General features: G+C 42.6%; 19 protein-coding genes. All 19 read right to left on the bottom strand.

What is annotated here, in order from left to right:
* Positions 1–23: 23 nt before the first annotated feature.
* The 19 genes from rplS to fabD all read right to left on the bottom strand — a co-directional run bounded on the left by rplS (position 24) and on the right by fabD (position 16,186).
* A complete protein-coding gene (gene rplS / locus AC0NJP_RS13325; RefSeq protein ID WP_474040179.1) occupies positions 24–365 on the bottom strand; it encodes a 50S ribosomal protein L19 in 342 nt (113 codons plus the stop codon).
* 113 nt (positions 366–478) lie between these two features.
* The gene (locus tag AC0NJP_RS13320; protein ID WP_474040180.1) at positions 479–1,054 is read right to left on the bottom strand and encodes an RNA methyltransferase; all 576 of its coding nucleotides are present in this window, start codon (positions 1,052–1,054) and stop codon (positions 479–481) included.
* On the bottom strand, positions 1,051–1,803 hold the full coding sequence (trmD, locus tag AC0NJP_RS13315) for a tRNA (guanosine(37)-N1)-methyltransferase TrmD (RefSeq protein WP_474040181.1): 753 nt from the start codon (positions 1,801–1,803) through the stop codon (positions 1,051–1,053). The genes AC0NJP_RS13320 and trmD overlap by 4 nt, the downstream gene beginning before the upstream one ends.
* Positions 1,803–2,312: a ribosome maturation factor RimM gene (gene rimM / locus AC0NJP_RS13310; protein ID WP_474040182.1), complete on the bottom strand. Its 510-nt coding sequence runs from the start codon at positions 2,310–2,312 to the stop codon at positions 1,803–1,805. Before rimM ends, trmD begins: the two co-directional genes overlap by 1 nt.
* The gene (locus tag AC0NJP_RS13305) at positions 2,312–2,719 is read right to left on the bottom strand and encodes a YlqD family protein (protein ID WP_474040183.1); all 408 of its coding nucleotides are present in this window, start codon (positions 2,717–2,719) and stop codon (positions 2,312–2,314) included. The genes rimM and AC0NJP_RS13305 overlap by 1 nt, the downstream gene beginning before the upstream one ends.
* Positions 2,720–2,732: 13 nt before the next feature.
* Positions 2,733–2,963 carry a KH domain-containing protein gene (locus AC0NJP_RS13300; RefSeq protein ID WP_474040184.1) on the bottom strand — a complete coding sequence of 77 codons (231 nt, stop codon included), beginning with the start codon at positions 2,961–2,963 and terminating at the stop codon, positions 2,733–2,735.
* Between the two features lie 5 nt (positions 2,964–2,968).
* Complete coding sequence (rpsP, locus tag AC0NJP_RS13295; RefSeq protein WP_474040185.1) at positions 2,969–3,250, bottom strand: 30S ribosomal protein S16; 282 nt, start codon at positions 3,248–3,250, stop codon at positions 2,969–2,971.
* Positions 3,251–3,299: 49 nt separating this feature from the next.
* Complete coding sequence (gene ffh / locus AC0NJP_RS13290; protein WP_474040186.1) at positions 3,300–4,646, bottom strand: signal recognition particle protein; 1,347 nt, start codon at positions 4,644–4,646, stop codon at positions 3,300–3,302.
* A 17-nt stretch (positions 4,647–4,663) separates the two neighbouring features.
* Positions 4,664–5,002 carry a YlxM family DNA-binding protein gene (gene ylxM / locus AC0NJP_RS13285; RefSeq protein ID WP_474040187.1) on the bottom strand — a complete coding sequence of 113 codons (339 nt, stop codon included), beginning with the start codon at positions 5,000–5,002 and terminating at the stop codon, positions 4,664–4,666.
* A 98-nt stretch (positions 5,003–5,100) separates the two neighbouring features.
* The gene (ftsY, locus tag AC0NJP_RS13280) at positions 5,101–6,018 is read right to left on the bottom strand and encodes a signal recognition particle-docking protein FtsY (protein WP_474040188.1); all 918 of its coding nucleotides are present in this window, start codon (positions 6,016–6,018) and stop codon (positions 5,101–5,103) included.
* Positions 6,019–6,032: 14 nt separating this feature from the next.
* On the bottom strand, positions 6,033–9,590 hold the full coding sequence (gene smc / locus AC0NJP_RS13275; protein ID WP_474700187.1) for a chromosome segregation protein SMC: 3,558 nt from the start codon (positions 9,588–9,590) through the stop codon (positions 6,033–6,035).
* 99 nt (positions 9,591–9,689) lie between these two features.
* A complete protein-coding gene (locus tag AC0NJP_RS13270; RefSeq protein ID WP_474040189.1) occupies positions 9,690–9,950 on the bottom strand; it encodes a stage V sporulation protein S in 261 nt (86 codons plus the stop codon).
* Positions 9,951–10,074: 124 nt separating this feature from the next.
* Positions 10,075–11,127 (bottom strand): elongator complex protein 3, encoded by a 1,053-nt coding sequence (locus tag AC0NJP_RS13265; RefSeq protein WP_474700105.1) that lies wholly within the window; start codon positions 11,125–11,127, stop codon positions 10,075–10,077.
* Positions 11,128–11,180: 53 nt separating this feature from the next.
* On the bottom strand, positions 11,181–11,915 hold the full coding sequence (gene rnc, locus AC0NJP_RS13260; RefSeq protein ID WP_474040191.1) for a ribonuclease III: 735 nt from the start codon (positions 11,913–11,915) through the stop codon (positions 11,181–11,183).
* Positions 11,916–11,923: 8 nt separating this feature from the next.
* Positions 11,924–13,165: a beta-ketoacyl-ACP synthase II gene (fabF, locus tag AC0NJP_RS13255; protein ID WP_474040192.1), complete on the bottom strand. Its 1,242-nt coding sequence runs from the start codon at positions 13,163–13,165 to the stop codon at positions 11,924–11,926.
* A gap of 20 nt (positions 13,166–13,185) precedes the next feature.
* Positions 13,186–14,133: an NAD(P)H-dependent flavin oxidoreductase gene (locus AC0NJP_RS13250; RefSeq protein WP_474040193.1), complete on the bottom strand. Its 948-nt coding sequence runs from the start codon at positions 14,131–14,133 to the stop codon at positions 13,186–13,188.
* A 97-nt stretch (positions 14,134–14,230) separates the two neighbouring features.
* The gene (locus AC0NJP_RS13245) at positions 14,231–14,461 is read right to left on the bottom strand and encodes an acyl carrier protein (protein WP_474040195.1); all 231 of its coding nucleotides are present in this window, start codon (positions 14,459–14,461) and stop codon (positions 14,231–14,233) included.
* Between the two features lie 35 nt (positions 14,462–14,496).
* Entirely contained in the window at positions 14,497–15,240 is a 744-nt protein-coding gene (gene fabG, locus AC0NJP_RS13240) for a 3-oxoacyl-[acyl-carrier-protein] reductase (protein ID WP_474700104.1), read from the bottom strand.
* A 1-nt stretch (position 15,241) separates the two neighbouring features.
* Positions 15,242–16,186, bottom strand: coding sequence for an ACP S-malonyltransferase (gene fabD / locus AC0NJP_RS13235; protein ID WP_474700103.1), 945 nt, complete (start codon positions 16,184–16,186; stop codon positions 15,242–15,244).
* Positions 16,187–16,198 lie beyond the last annotated feature (12 nt).

Raw genomic sequence — 16,198 nt, 5'->3', positions numbered from 1 at the left:
ACTGAGTACTCAGTCCCTTTTGATTAGCGTTTTTCTTTAATGCGGGCTGCTTTACCAGTTAAGTTACGCAGATAGTAGAGTTTTGCCCGACGTACAATGCCACGACGCATTACTTCGATTTTATCAATACGAGGAGAATGAACCGGGAAAGTACGTTCTACGCCAACACCGTAAGAAATACGTCTTACCGTAAAGGTTTCACGCACGCCGCCGCTTTTGCGGTTAATAACAACACCTTCAAAAACCTGAACACGTTCGCGCGTGCCTTCAATAACTTTTACATGGACGCGAACCGTATCTCCCGGACGAAACGCCGGAACGTCTTGGCGAAGTTGTTCTTGCTCTAATGCTCTAATAATATCCATATTTATTTCCTCCTTAATTAGATGTTCGTGCCTTCGTCAAGCAGAGGACCATCCATTTTACACAAAATTTATTATATCATTTTCACAGCTCTTTTTCAAGCAAAATTACATTTTTATAAATTCTTTTGCCACCAAGCCTCGCCTAGTAGTCGGTCAAGAATAATGGCCACAGCAGAACGAACTGGCAAATGATTGTACTCGCCACCGCCGTAAATGGGCTCTAATATATAATCAAACTGATTCATCAGTGATTTTTCCATACCAAAACCAGTGCCGAAAAGCAGAAGACAGGGTCTATCGCCTGTTTCTATCGTATGTCTCAGCTTAGGATAAGAAATACTATTGGGATATATTCTGGCATCTGTCGTAACAACAATTGGTTTTTTACCTTCTTGCTCCGTAATTTGCGCAATCACTTCAGCAATATCCGGCGCTGTTGTGACAATTCGAAATGCCTCATTTCGGTCTGGATTATACTCTTTACCAAATCCAGTTTGCCAGTATCCCATAACATCTTCAGCTAATTTAACCTGACTTTCAATCGGATGAATGATAAAATACTTAGCAATATTATACGTTCTAGCTGTTCTCGCCAAATCATGAATATCGAAATTCGCAATGGCTGTCGTAATCACAGCACCGTTACGATTATAGATCGGATAATGAACTAAACCAATGTAGGTATTCACAGATCTTCGCCGCCATCCTCTTGTTCTATTTCGCGCAATAAACGCCGGTCTGAATCGGTTAAATCAGCTTTCTTTAAAAGATCAGGCCGCTTTTCCTTAGTAAGCTTCAAAGATGCTTTACGACGCCACCGCTCAATTTTTGCATGGTCACCCGAAAGAAGAATATCCGGTACGGTCATGCCCTCGTATTCGCGCGGCCTTGTATACTGGGGGTATTCTAACAGTCCCGTATAAAAAGAATCCTCGCTGGCACCGTTCGCTGCGCCGAGAACACCAGGAATCATCCGAGCTACCGCATCAGTAATAATCATAGCAGGCAATTCTCCGCCTGTTAGTACATAATCACCAATAGAGATTTTTTCATCAACTAGATAGTCACCGACGCGACCATCTATCCCTTCATAGTGACCGCAAATAAAAATTAGCTGCTCATACTGCGCTAATTCCTTTGCCTTTGCCTGCGTAAAAGTTTCTCCACTAGGACACAAAAGAATAATTCGTCGCTTCACGATTTCAGTTTCTGCGGTCACTGCTTTGACAGCGCGAAAAATAGGCTCTGGCTTCATAACCATGCCAGAACCGCCGCCAAAAGGAGTATCATCAACAATATGATGTTTATCTTCCGTAAAGGTTCGCGGATTAGTGACTCGAATCTGCAAGTGTCCCGCTGTAACAGCTCGTTTTATCATACTATGACCAAAGGGTCCGTCAAACATTTCTGGAAACAGTGAGACAATCTCAATACGCATTAGTCATCCCATTCTTCCTGCAATTTCACAATCATTTTTTGTTCGGTAAGATCGATACTTTTTACTACCTTCTTTAAGGCAGGCACCAGAATCGGCTTACTTTGTACATCCTCTGCTTCAACGACATAGACGTCATTACTGCCGGTTTCCAAAATATCTTTTAGGGTGCCAAGTAATTGACCTGCTTCATCATATACGGATAAACCAATAAGATCGAAATGATAATAGCGGCCTTCCGGCAAAGGAATAAGCTGGTCTTGTGTAATATATAAAAGCTTGCCGCGTAATGATTCTACATCATTTCGCGATGCATGCTCTTTAAATTTTAAAAGAACAGAGCCTTTATGATATTTTACTGATTCAATGGTCAATTTTGTTGTTTGTTCAAGAAATACATGCTGAAGTTTTTCAAAGCGCGCTAAATCGTCTGTCAAGGCCATGATACGAAGGTCACCCCGCACACCGTGCGGGGCAACAATTTTACCAACAGATATAAATTCCGGTCTCATTAACTGCGAAATGCAATGATCTTACCATCTTCCAGCAAAATCTCAGTCGACATTGCCTGATGAAGATCATCTCCAATTCCCAGAGTAACAGTTTGTTCCAGTGTGCCTTGAACGATTTCAGCGCCGATTTCGAGTTCAGCCGTTTCTTTGATTTTTTCCTGCGTCTGCTCTTTAAATTCAATGCGTTTTTGCATTTCCATTTCAATTTGCTGACGAAGGGCGACCAGTCCTTGTGCATCAGCTTTCGCCTGCTCAGCTAAAGCTCGTTTTCCTTGAAAATCAATTTGCTGTAATTCCATGTCAGCCCGTTTAATGGCTTCTTCCATGTCATAAACCAATTGTTTTTTCAAAGCTTCCGTAACTTTTGCTTTAATCGTGACTGGACACTTCAAAGTTATTTTATCCATCTTACTCGGCACCTCACTCTATGATTTCAACCATCACTTTTTTGTTTTCCCGCGAGGCGGCCGCTTTGACAACAGTACGAAGCGCTTTCGCAATTCGTCCCTGTTTGCCGATAATTTTACCCATGTCCTCCGGGGCAACCCGAAGTTCATAGGTAATTGTATCATTATCGACCACTTCAGTAACATTGACTTGCTCGGGATTTTTTACTAAGGCTTTGGCAATCACTGCGACTAAATCATTCATTGAACTCACGCTTCTTTCTTAGAACGCTTCAGTTCATCCCACTTTTTCATGATTCCCACCTGGCTGAACAGAGATTTTACTGTATCAGTCGGCTGAGCCCCTTTATTTAACCATTCAATGGCTTTTTCTTCATCAATATTGATGATTGCAGGCTGTTTGGTAGAATCATACTGACCAAGAGTTGCAATCTGACGGCCATCGCGTGGAGAACGCGAATCAGCAACAACAACGCGGTAGTAAGGGCTTTTTTTCGCACCTAATCTTTTCAAACGAATTTTTACTGCCATGACAAAATCACCTCCTTCATAAAATATCTCAATCTATTCCTACTGCTGTTTACTGCAGAAAAGGCAAATTAAATCGCGGTTTTTTACCGCTTTTTTTCATTTTGGTAAGACCCTTCATCATCTTCTTGGTTTCGGCAAATTGCTTTAAAAGACGATTTACATCTTGCACCTTTGTACCGCTACCTATCGCAATTCGTTTACGGCGGCTTCCATTGATAATCGAAGGATCTTTTCGCTCCTTCTTCGTCATGGAATAAATAATTGCCTCAATACGTTTGAATTCACCATCATCAAACTCTACGTCTTTGAGTTTATTTTTTAAAGCCCCCATACCAGGAATCATGCCAAGAATTTGCTCGATCGAACCAAGTTTTTTCACTTGCTGCATCTGCTCTAAAAAGTCATCAAAAGTAAACTCTTCCGTGCGCAGCTTTTTTTCCATTTCCTTGGCTTTATTAATGTCAATCGTTTCTTGAGCTTTCTCAATTAAACTAAGCACATCGCCCATGCCAAGAATTCTTGATGCCATGCGGTCCGGATAAAAAGGCTCTAAAGCTTCTAGCTTTTCTCCCATACCAGTAAACTTAATGGGTTTTCCCGTTACAGCCTTGATAGAAAGTGCGGCACCGCCGCGGGCATCCCCGTCAAGTTTTGTGAGAATAACGCCATCAAGACCAAGATCTTTATCAAAGGATTCCGCCACATTGACAGCATCCTGTCCAGTCATTGCATCAACAACAAGCAGAATTTCATGAGGCTTCACTTCTTGCTTAATGTTTTTCAGCTCACCCATGAGTTCTTCATTAATATGAAGTCGTCCCGCCGTATCGATAATAACAATATCGTTCATGTAAGCATTCGCATGATCAATCGCCTGCTCGGCAATCGTCACTGGACTTACTTGATCGCCTAAAGAAAAAACAGGAACCTCTATTGATTCTCCAACCACCTGAAGCTGCTTAATCGCTGCTGGTCGATAAATGTCGCCTGCTACTAACAGGGGTCGTTTGCCTTGTTTTTTCAATGTTAAGGCCAATTTCCCCGCCGTTGTCGTTTTACCGGCGCCTTGCAGACCTACTAACATAATAATGGTCGGCGGTCGAGAAGAGATCATAATCCGGCTTTGGGTTCCCCCCATAAGCTCAGTTAATTCATCATTAACAATTTTTATAACAAATTGGGCTGGTGTCAGACTTTCCAATACTTCCTGACCAATGGCCCGCTCTTTTACTTTTGCAATAAAGTCTTTTACCACTTTAAAATTTACGTCAGCCTCTAATAGGGCCATACGCACTTCACGCATCGCTTCCGTTAAATCCTCTTCCGTCAGCTTGCCGTGACCGCGTAATTTTTTAAATGTCGCCTGGAGTTTTTCCGCCAGTCCTTCAAATAACATAAAAAGTCTCCTCTAGTCTAATCTACCAGTTGCCGCAATTTTGCTTTCGCCGCCTGAATCGTTTCATCCGCTTGAAAACAGGATTGATCAAGCAATTGATATATTTCACGGAGAACCTGCCGCTCCTGATCATGACGCGCCGCCAATTGAAGTTTTGCTTCATGTTCCGCTAGAATCTGCTCAGCCCGCTTTAAAAGGTCATAGACGGCTTGCCGGGAAACAGTTAACTGCTCGGCAATCTCCGAGAGAGAGAGATCCTGAAAATAATGAAGCTCTACACAGGTTTGTTGCTTTTCCGTCAGCAGCGCCCCATAAAAATCATAAAGAAGGCTAATTTTTAATACTTTTTCTAACAATACAATCACCTTCTGCCATACTGACAAGGTAAAAGCTTTACCTCAAACATTATATCATACTAAAAGCTCCTGTCAAGTTTTTTACTTGTCAGGATTTTTTATTTATCAGGAAATAACGCCAAGGCAAAATCTTCTGGTTCAAAGGGCCGCAAATCTTCTAATCCTTCACCAACACCAATCCATTTTACAGGGATGCCAAGTTCCGTCTTAACAGCTACAACAACGCCGCCTTTAGCCGTACCGTCTAATTTCGTTAAAACAACGCCAGTCACTTTTGCCGCTTCGCTGAAAATTTTTGCCTGGCTAATGGCATTTTGTCCAGTAGTTGCATCAAGGACAAGCAATGTTTCGTGAGGCGCTTCCGGCAACTCCCGTCGCACAACCCGCTCAATTTTTTTGAGTTCTTCCATAAGATTCGATTTTGTATGGAGTCGTCCGGCTGTATCAATAATCACAACATCGGTTCTTCTCGCTTTCGCCGCCTGTACCGCATCGAAAGCGACAGCAGCTGGATCAGAGCCTTCTTCATGCTTAACAATATCGACAGAACTTCGCCCGCTCCATACTTCGAGTTGGTCAACAGCTGCAGCACGGAAAGTATCCGCCGCTGCTAAAATTACCTTTTTCCCTTGTTCATGATAATAATTAGCTAATTTGCCAATCGTAGTTGTCTTGCCGACACCGTTTACGCCAACTACGAGAATTACCGTAGGCGGTGTTGGGGCAAAAGCAAAAGGTTCCAGACCTTCCGCTAACATAGCACTGATTTCCCGGCGCAAAAAAGGCCGTAAATCATCCGGACTATTTACTTCCTTCGCCTTAATCCCGGCTCTTACTTTTTGCAGTAATAATTCAGCGGTTTTTACACCTACATCGGCAGAAATCAGAACAGCTTCCAATTCCTCTAAAAACTCCTCATCAATTTCGGCATACCCTACGATTAACTGTTCAATTTTATTCGTAAGGTTTTTTCTTGTTTTATCAAGTCCCGCTTTTAGTTTATCAAAAAAACCCATAATATAAATCCCCCTTAACCGGCCTTTTCCGAAAATTTAACAGAAATCAATTTTGATACTCCCGATTCCTCCATGGTGATACCATGCATCACATCGGCAATTTCCATCGTTCCCTTGCGGTGCGTAACAACAATAAATTGTGTCTTTTGCGCATAGTCTCGTAAAAATTCACTAAAACGATTTACATTGGCTTCATCAAGAGCGGCATCAATTTCATCGACCATACAAAAAGGAGCCGGACGATGACTTAAAAAGCTAAATAATAAGGCAATAACGGTCAATGACCGTTCCCCACCGGAAAAGAGCGACAAATACTGTTGCTTTTTCCCTGGTGGCTGCACGACAATTTCGATACCAGTTTCCAGTAAATTATCAGGCGACTGCAACACAAGTTTTGCTTGTCCACCACCAAAGAGTCGCACAAAAATATCATGAAAACAGCCGTTAATTTCCTCAAAAGCCGCTTTAAATTGAACCGCCATCGTTTGGTCCATTTCCTGTACAATAGACACTAAATAGTTTTTAGCAGAAATGAGATCATGATACTGAGACTGTAAAAACTCATAACGTTCTTTCAGCTTTTCATACTCTTCAATCGCCCCAGCATGAATCGGGCCCAGTTCAGCAATTTTCTGATCAAAAACTTTGATCTTACTTTGTAGCTCTTCACTTGGAATATCTAAATAATAGTCTTTCGCTTCAGGCAAAGACAAATGGAACTGTGACAAGAGCTGCTCTTCACAAGCAATCGCTTCAGCTTGATACTTAGCAATTAAAAGCTCTCGTTCATGCAAACGATTTTGCAAATCCTGCAGACGTCGACGTAATTCCTTCATATCCTTTTCCTTGGCCTGAAGCAACGCGACATCACTTGTTTTTTCTTCGTAAAGATTTTTTATAGTTTTTTCTGTTTCTGCTTTTTCTAGCCGCAAAGCTTCACTGCGAAGTTTGCATTCAGTCATCTCGGCAGAAAACTCTTGGCGTTTTTCGATAATCTCTTGCTGCTCTGCTGCTATTTTTTTATCTTGTTCTTGCGATTCCGCTAGCAGTGTTTCGTAAAAAGCGCAATTACTGGCAAGAGACTGTAGATTCTGTTCGAGTGCTGATAATTCTACCTTTAAGGTAGTAACCGCTTCTTGCTGCTGCGTTACCTTTTCCTGGTATTCCTTATTCGATAGCTGCAATTGTTGAATCATCGCTTTTTTTACTTCCTGCGTTTGATCCATTGCCGCAACTTGAACTTGCAACAAAGCCAAATCTTGCTCAATCGTCTTTTCTCGCTCTCTGTCCTGGCGGATTTCTTCTGTTAAAGTCTGGACAGAAAGCGAAAAGCGCCGTTGGTTTTGTCGGCTCTGTTCCGCATGCACTTTAAGTTCTGCCTGCTTAATTTCGATTTCTTGAAATTTCACCTGGCACTGATTTAGTTCAGTCTGTTTTTGCTGCCGTTTGACTCTAAGAACCGCTAACTTCTCCTGCTGGCTTGCTAGATTTATTTTTTCTTGCTCAAGCCGCTTCGTGAGTTCTTCAATCTCACTTTGACGACCAATAAAGCTATTTTCCTTCCGACCAAGACTGCCGCCGGTTAAGGAGCCGCCGGGATTTAAGATTTCTCCCTCTAACGTAACAAGCCGCAGCATGTACTTATATTTCTTCGCCACAGCTAAGGCCTGGTCAATCGTTGTTACCAAGAGTGTCCGTCCTAACACTTGAACTACAGCTGATTCATAGCAAGGATCAAAAGTAATGACATCACTGGCAAACCCCAGAACGCCGGGCTCTTGAACCGCTTTCAGCTCGTAATCCCGTCGCGACGGCTTTTGCACTGTATCAAGCGGTAAAAAAGTAACACGCCCTAAGTTATTCTCCTTTAAGTAGGAAATAGCTGCTTTTGCTGTATCAGCCGTTGCGGTAATCAGGTGCTGTGCTGCTACGCCTAAAGCAACTTCAACGGCTTTCACATATTCCGGCGGCACATGAATGACTTGGGCAATGGCGCCATGAATTGCACTGCGCCAAGGTTGCTTTGCTTTTAAAACGCTTTTGATGCCCCGGCCAAACCCGTCAAAATCCTCCTGCAAGTGAAGCAATACCTTTTGTCGCGCTGCTCCGTCATGCATGCGTCGTTGCAGCTTAGTTACCATGTCTTCTTGCGAAGAAATTTCCGTCTCAATAGCCTGACTTTCCAGTAAAACCGTTTTCTGTTGGTTTGTTAGCTGCTCTCGCTCTGTTTCTAAAACTTGTAACTGACTAACCTCAGCCTCAACCGTTTCTTGGGTTTTTGCCAATAAGACTTTTTCTTCCGTTAATTGTTTTGTCTTTTCGGCTTGCTGCTGTACCAGCAAGAGTAATTCCTTATCTAAATCTCGGCAATGATTTTTTTGTTGCACAAGCTCTTGCATAAAATCAAAAAGCTCTTCTTTTTTCTTATCAACTTCTTGCTCTAGAAAAACTGTTTTTTCTTTGATCGCTTCATGATCGCTCTCTAGTGTCAATAGCTGTTGACTTAAAGCCTGCTGTTCCGCTGCTTTACTTTGTAAAGCAGTGTTAAACTCTTGCAGCTTTGCCTCATTTTCCTGATTGCGTAGAGCAAGAGTCGTTTGTTCTGTTACTAACCTTTCCCACTCGCGTTCACTCTGCTGCTGCCGTTCGGTTAAGAGTTCTTCGGTAGCCTTCAGCGTATTTAAATCCAGTTCGATCTGTTGCAAACCTTTTAGCGCTGCACGGTAGGTTTCCTCCTTGACCGCCAGCTCTTCTGTCTTTTTATCTCTTTCAGTTTCCGCCAACAACATTTGGCTCGACAGAACAGTTTCCGACTCGGTCAATTCCTTTTGATCCTTTTGCGCATCGGCAACAATCGAGCTAGCAGAATAAAACCGCTTTAAAAATTGACTGACCTGATAAGAAAGCCACTGTTCGTAGAGCGCATTGTAGGCTTTCGTTTTTTCCGCACTGGCAGCTAACGGTCCCAGTTGCCCCTCAATCTCGGTAGTAATATCGGAAAGACGCGTCAAATTGTTTTCAGTTTCCTCGATCTTACGCAGAGCTTCACGCTTGCGCTGCTTGTATTTAGTAATGCCAGCTGCTTCCTCAAAAAGCAACCGTCGTTCTTCTGGCTTGGCATTTAAAATTTCATCAATCTTATTTTGGCCAATCACCATCATCGAATCACGGCCAATACCTGTATCAGCAAAAAGCTCATGAATATCCTTCAAGCGACAAGAGCTTTTATTAATATAATATTCACTGTCGCCCGAACGAAAAACACGCCTTGTTATAACAACTTCATTAAAATCAAGGGGCAGAAGACCATCGCTATTGTCAAAAAACAACGAGACTTCAGCAATCCCTAAAGCCCTGCGGCCTTGGCTGCCAGCAAAAATTACATCCTCGCTTTTCGCGCCGCGAAGGCTTTTCAAACTTTGTTCGCCTAGAGCCCAGCGAATCGCATCAGATATATTGCTTTTTCCACTGCCATTTGGTCCAACGATTGCAGTTACCCCGGGACCTAAAGCAATTTCTGTTTTTTCGGCAAACGACTTAAATCCGTAAGCCTCAATTTTTCGAAGCAACAAAACAATCACCGCAACCTTTCAAAAAAACTTTAACTATTATTTATTCCTCATAGCAATAAGAAAAACCTGCTTGCATCAAGCAAACAGGCTTTTGCTTTTCTAGCGAGGTTCAATAATAAATCGAATTGCCGTTCGCTCTTCTCCGTCAATTGAAATTTCCGCAAAGGCCGGAATCGCTACTAAATCAATTCCATTGGGAGCCACAAAACCACGAGAAATAGCGATAGCCTTTACGGCTTGATTAACAGCACCAGCCCCCACTGCCTGTACTTCTGCAGTTCCTTTTTCACGTAAAACTGCTGCGAGAGCGCCTGCAACCGATTTGGGTATAGATTGCGCCGATACTTTCAGTACTTCCATGACTTTACCTCCTTCGAATTCAGGACATTGCAAAGTTTCCTATACTGTAAAAGTATTCCGCCTTTTTCCTTAAAATTCCTTCTTTTGTATTTTTTTCAATAGAAATTCATTTTATAATTTTTTTCTATATAATTTTTTTAATTCCAAAAGAAATTCCGTCATAGGTAATATATATCCCTGCATCATCAGACAAATTCGCTTTTATGAAAATCTGACAAGAAAAAAGTTCTTGCCAATAGCGCAAGTTGTTATTTTTTTGGCCACGTAGTTTCGATTCATCACGCCGACAGCAATGCAACTCTAACTTTTGGTTATTTGCTTTGTCGCTAAAGTTCAATTCTTCCAAGATTCGGCTTACTTCTTGACGATAAAGATAAGAAATAACCATCTCGCCAAAAGCGGGATGATATGGGCCAGCTAAGCGAACGCTGCTATTATCAAGTTCTTCTGTCGCCTGGAGCCCCATGCGAATCACAGGAATATGATGCTCTAGAAGCAGTTGCTTCACCATGGCTGTTTTGGCAATCGCTTTCTCTAAGGAAAGTGGTTTGTACAGACCCTGCTGATAGACTTTCGCCAAAGGCGTATCTGCCAAAACAATGACTGGATAAAGCCTAACCATATTCGGCCTAAGCGATGCTGTAAGAGCGGCACTGCGAAGCAAACTAACTGAATCTTCCTTTGGTAACCCCGGCATGAGCTGAATCCCAAAAGAAAAGCCATATTCTTTTAACAATTCTACTGCTGCAAACACGTGAGCGGCTTTGTGACCTCGTTCCGACGCAAGCAGAACTTCATCATCTAAAGATTGCACACCAAGTTCAATGATGGAAACCCCCATATTACGTAAGTTTTCCAAAATCGGTCTGCTAATACAATCTGGCCGTGTCGAAAGGCGTATCGAATGAATTTTTCCTAACTGCAATAATTCAGTAGCTGGCGCTAAAAGCTCGTTTTGCTGTGAAAGCGGCAATGCCGTAAAACTGCCGCCGTAAAAAGCAACTTCAATCAAGCGTTTTGGTGAAATAAGAGCTAGTTCTGCTGCCAAGCGTGTCCTAACATCTTGCGGTGTAATTGGAGAAACTTGACCTGTTATCTTCTTCTGATTACAAAAAATACAAACATGAGGGCACCCATAATGGGGAATAAACAAGGGAATAATATAATTCTGTTTCAAATTATTGACCTCACTTTAATAACAAAAAGCGACCTTACGGCCGCCTTTATAAGTTATGCAGTTTCATCAGTAATCACATGAAGTTCACGTAGCGCTGCTTTAGCAGCACGCTGTTCCGCTTCTTTCTTACTTTTCCCTACACCAATACCCATTTCTCTATCATTTAAACAAACGCGAATTGTAAAAACTTTATCATGATCGGGACCGCTTTGTTCTACCACTTCATAAACGACTTTATTGTCAGGTGAACGCTGTGCAACTTCCTGCAACCAAGTTTTAAAGTCTTTTACATAATCACCAATTTCTATAAGTGACAATTCTTTTTCCAACAGACGCAAAATCATTTCTGCTGCCGCCGGAAAACCAAGTTCTAAATAGACTGCACCAATCACTGCCTCAAAAGTATCAGCTAAAATAGAAATTCGCTCTCTGCCGCCAGATAAAGCTTCTCCTTTGCCAAGCAAAAGATAGCTACCTAAATTTGCTTCTGCCGCTTTCTGAGCCAAAGTATGTTCACAAACAATATTGGCTCGTGATTTCGTCAATTCACCTTCTGTTAAATGAGAAAAACGTCTAAATAAATTTTCACTCACTACAAGATCTAAGACTGCATCACCGAGAAACTCCAGACGCTCATTATGAAGTGAGCCGCTGTGCCTAACTTCATTCGCGTAAGAAGTATGAGTTAGAGCCTGATGTAACAGCTGGAGATTCTTCATTTTGACACCAAGAAACTGTAGAAGTCGATTCAGCTCTACCCGCCTAGTTTCATCTAAAAGTCGTTTCATCGATAAACTCAGTCGTGATACTTTTTAGCAAGAACCGTCGCATTATGACCGCCAAAACCAAAGGAGTTGGAAATTGCTACATTGACGTCTTGCTTACGAGCTTCATTGGGAACATAGTCCAGATCAAGTTCAGGGTCAGGCTGAGTATAATTAATAGTAGGCGGAATCATACCATTTTGAATTGCCAAAACACAGGCAATAAATTCAATGCCTCCGGCAGCTCCCAAAAGATGGCCTGTCATTGATTTAGTGGAACTTACAGCAACTTTTTTAGCATAATCGCCAAAAAGAACTTTAATGGCTAAAGTTTCATTCTGATCGTTCAGCGGCGTAGATGTACCATGAGCATTAATATAGTCTACATCTGTTGCCTCAAGGCCAGCATCTTTAATCGCCATTTCCATACATTTTGCCGCTTGTGTACCACCAGGAGCTACGGCCGTAATATGATAAGCGTCAGCATTCGTGCCATAACCAGCCATTTCAGCATAAATTCGAGCATTTCTTGCTTTAGCATGTTCTAAAGATTCCAAAATCACAATCCCAGCGCCTTCACCCATAACAAAACCGTCACGGCCCATATTAAAAGGTTTCGATGCTTTTTCTGGTTCGTCATTTTGGGTAGACATGGCCTTCATGGAACAAAAACCGGCCATTGCCGCCTGGGAAATAGCTGCTTCCGTACCACCAGCAATCATCACATCGGCATCGCCGCGTTCAATCATGCGGAAAGCATCGCCAATCGAATTTGTCCCCGTAGCACAAGCTGTTACTACACACAAGCAAGGTCCTTGCAACCCAAAGTTAATGGAAATCTGACCAGATGGCATATTAGCAATCATCATCGGTACAAAAAAAGGACTAATCCGATTTGGACCTTTATCAAACAGCGTTTTATATTGATCATGTAATGTCTCAATACCGCCGATACCTGTACCAACAAGTGTGCCGATACGGCTGCGATCTTCGGTTTCTAAATCAATGGCAGCATCTTCTAATGCCATTTTGGCTGCGGCAATTGCAAATTGAGTGCAACGATCCATCCGCTTAGCTTCTTTTTTCTCAATATAATTCGTCGGATCAAACCCCTTTACTTCACCGGCGATTTGTGTTGCATACTCTGATGCATCAAAGCGAGTAATTTTCGTAATACCTGACTTTCCCGCCATCAAAGACTCCCAGTAGGCGTCTTTGCCAATGCCAATTGGAGTAATGGCGCCAAGACCTGTTACTACAACTCTTCTTTTCAAAATACTCACCTCACGTATATTTAGTCAACCTGTTCAGCTTCAGCAATTAAACGCGCAAAAATCTCTTTTACAGACAAAATTTCATCTATTTTATGAATGTACTGACCAGTAAAGACAAGACCGGTTTCTACATCGCCTTGCTGCGCCCGGATCAGAGCTTGAATAATGCAAAAGCTTTGGGAACAGTGTTTTAAGCAGGCAATGCACTGGGTCGGCCCAGGCTGCGTACCTTCGAGGATTTTCTCAACAAAGGGGTTGCGAATGGCTTGTCCCGGATAACCGACGGGACTTTTTATCAGCACTACGTCTTCTGCCTTTGCTTTCAAGTAAAACTCCTTTAAAGCAGGTGCGGCATTAGACTCTTCGCTGGCGGCAAATCGAGTGCCAAGCTGCACACCTGATGCACCGGCTTTAACTAATTCACAGATATCCTGTCCTGACATAACGCCGCCTGCAGCCATGACAGGAATTTTTACTGCTTTTACAATATCGGGAATCAATGTGCGGACTGAAATATCAGTTCCTAAATGGCCGCCCGCTTCCTTGCCTTCAACAACAACAGCAGCTGCGCCAAGCATTTCGGAAATTTTCGCAAGTTTAACAGATGAAACAATTGGAACAATAGGAGTCCCCGATTCTTTTCCCATACCGAAAATATCGCGGGAAAAACCAGCTCCAGCGACAATCAAATCGATGCCCTCGTCAATTGCCGTCTCAACAATGCCAGCAAACTGTCTGGCAGCAACCATAATATTAATACCGATAATCCCTTTAGTTAATGAACGGGCCAACCGAATTTCGTGCCGAAGCTCATCAAAGGTCATACCAGAAGCTGCAATCAATCCAATACCGCCCTGTTCAGCAACAGCTGCTGCCAACCGAGCTGTCGAAAGCCGTATTGCCATTCCACCTTGAATGACAGGAACTTTCGCTACAAGCTGACCGATTTTAAGTTCTGGAAGTCTCAAATTACAACTCCTCCGTTTCAAATGGAACAATATCTTTAAGAAAGTCCCGCGAAAATCGTTTCCACGGGACTCCCAACAAACGGACAATCACTTGATCTTATTTTTCTTTGTCTATGTATTCCACAGTGTCTTTAACAGTTTTGATTTTTTCAGCGATTTCGTCAGGAATCTCAATATTGAATTCCTCTTCGAATGCCATAATCAATTCAACAATATCAAGCGAGTCAGCACCAAGATCATCAATGAAAGTCGAATCGATTGTTACATCGGCTTCATCAACACCAAGTTGTTCAACTACGATCTCTTTTACTTTGTCAAAAGTTGTCATGTACGTCACCTCCTTCCAAAAGACTCAGTAAAAACTCACATGACCATTCCACCATCAACATGGAGAACCTGACCAGTAATATAACTTGCAAAATCAGAAGCAAGGAATAAAACCGCATTGGCTATATCTTCTGGCTGGCCGAGCTTTTGCAACGGTATTTTATTTTCCAAATCAGCCTTTACCGCCTCAGGTAGCACGTCAGTCATATCTGTTGCAATAAATCCCGGTGCAACAGCATTGACTTGAATATTTCTAGCTGCTAATTCCTTAGCCATTGATTTTGTAAATCCAATTACACCAGCTTTCGCTGCAGCATAGTTAGATTGTCCGGCATTACCCATAATGCCGACAACAGAAGTCATATTAATAATTTTGCCAGAACGCTGCTTCATCATGAGTTTCGATACAGCTTTCGTGCAATAAAAAACACCTTTTAGATTTGTATTTAACACAGCATCCCAATCTTCTTCTTTGAGACGCATCAACAAACCATCGCGAGTAATTCCGGCATTATTGACAAGAATATCAATTCGACCAAAGCGCTCTACAGCCTGTTTTACCATGGACTCTACAGCATCAGCCTTGGAAACATCACCTTGCACAAGAATTGCCTCGCCTTTCATCGCTTCAATCGCAGCAAGAACTTCTTCCGCGGCTTGACGATTTCCAGCATAATTAATAACTACCTTCGCTCCAGATTGAGCTAACTGAATCGCCACTGCACGGCCAATCCCTCGAGAAGCGCCTGTCACTAGGGCTACTTTACCATCTAAATGCATTTTAGCGGACCTCCTTGAAATAATCAAGGGTTTTTTCTAAGGATGCCATATCTTCTACATTTAAAGTATGAAGTTCTTTGGCAATCTTTTTCGTAAACCCTGTCAGAACCTTTCCTGGCCCGACTTCTACCATATCGGTAGTTCCAAACGATTGAATCGTCGCCACGCAATCTTCCCATAACACCGGATGAGCAGCCTGCTTCACCAGCGATTCTTTAATTTCAGTAGAGGAATGGAGCGTCTTGCCATTGACATTTGCAACAACCGGAATGATGGGATCGCAAATATTGACTTTATCAAGCTCAGCAGCTAATCGCGTTGCTGCAGGCTCCATAAGTGTACTATGAAAAGGAGCGCTTACTGGCAGCATCACAGCACGTTTCGCGCCAGCTGCTTTTAAGGCCTCTGCTGCCTTTTCCACGCCTTGACTGGAACCAGCAATAACGATCTGTCCTGGACAGTTAAAATTAACAGCCTGCACCGTTTCACCGGACTGTTCTATACTTTGGCAAGTTTCAATAACAAGCTGACGGTCAAGACCTAAAATAGCAGCCATACCGCCTTCCCCTAAGGGAACAGCCTCCTGCATAAATTGACCGCGTTTTCTTACAAGTCGTACTGCGTCAGCAAAAGAAAGGGCACCTGCAACAACAAGGGCGCAATATTCACCCAAACTGTGGCCTGCCGTAATAGCTGGAGTTAAGCCTTTTTCTTTTAATACCTCATAGCAAGCAATACTCATCGTTAGTATCGCCGGCTGCGTATTATAAGTTTTCTTCAGCTCTTCTTCCGGTCCCTGAAAGCACATATCTGTAATCGAAAACCCAAGCGCTTCATCAGCTTCCTGAAAGATTTTTTTTGCTACAGCAAATTGATCATAGAATTCCTTTCCCATTCCCACTGACTGAGAACCCTGACCTGGAAATACAAATGCAACTTTACTCATAGCGACCTCCTT

The organism is Pelorhabdus sp. sgz311002 (assembly GCF_056134285.1).
Note: the sequence above shows the minus strand (reverse complement) of the source record. Positions and strands in the feature narration are given on the sequence as shown.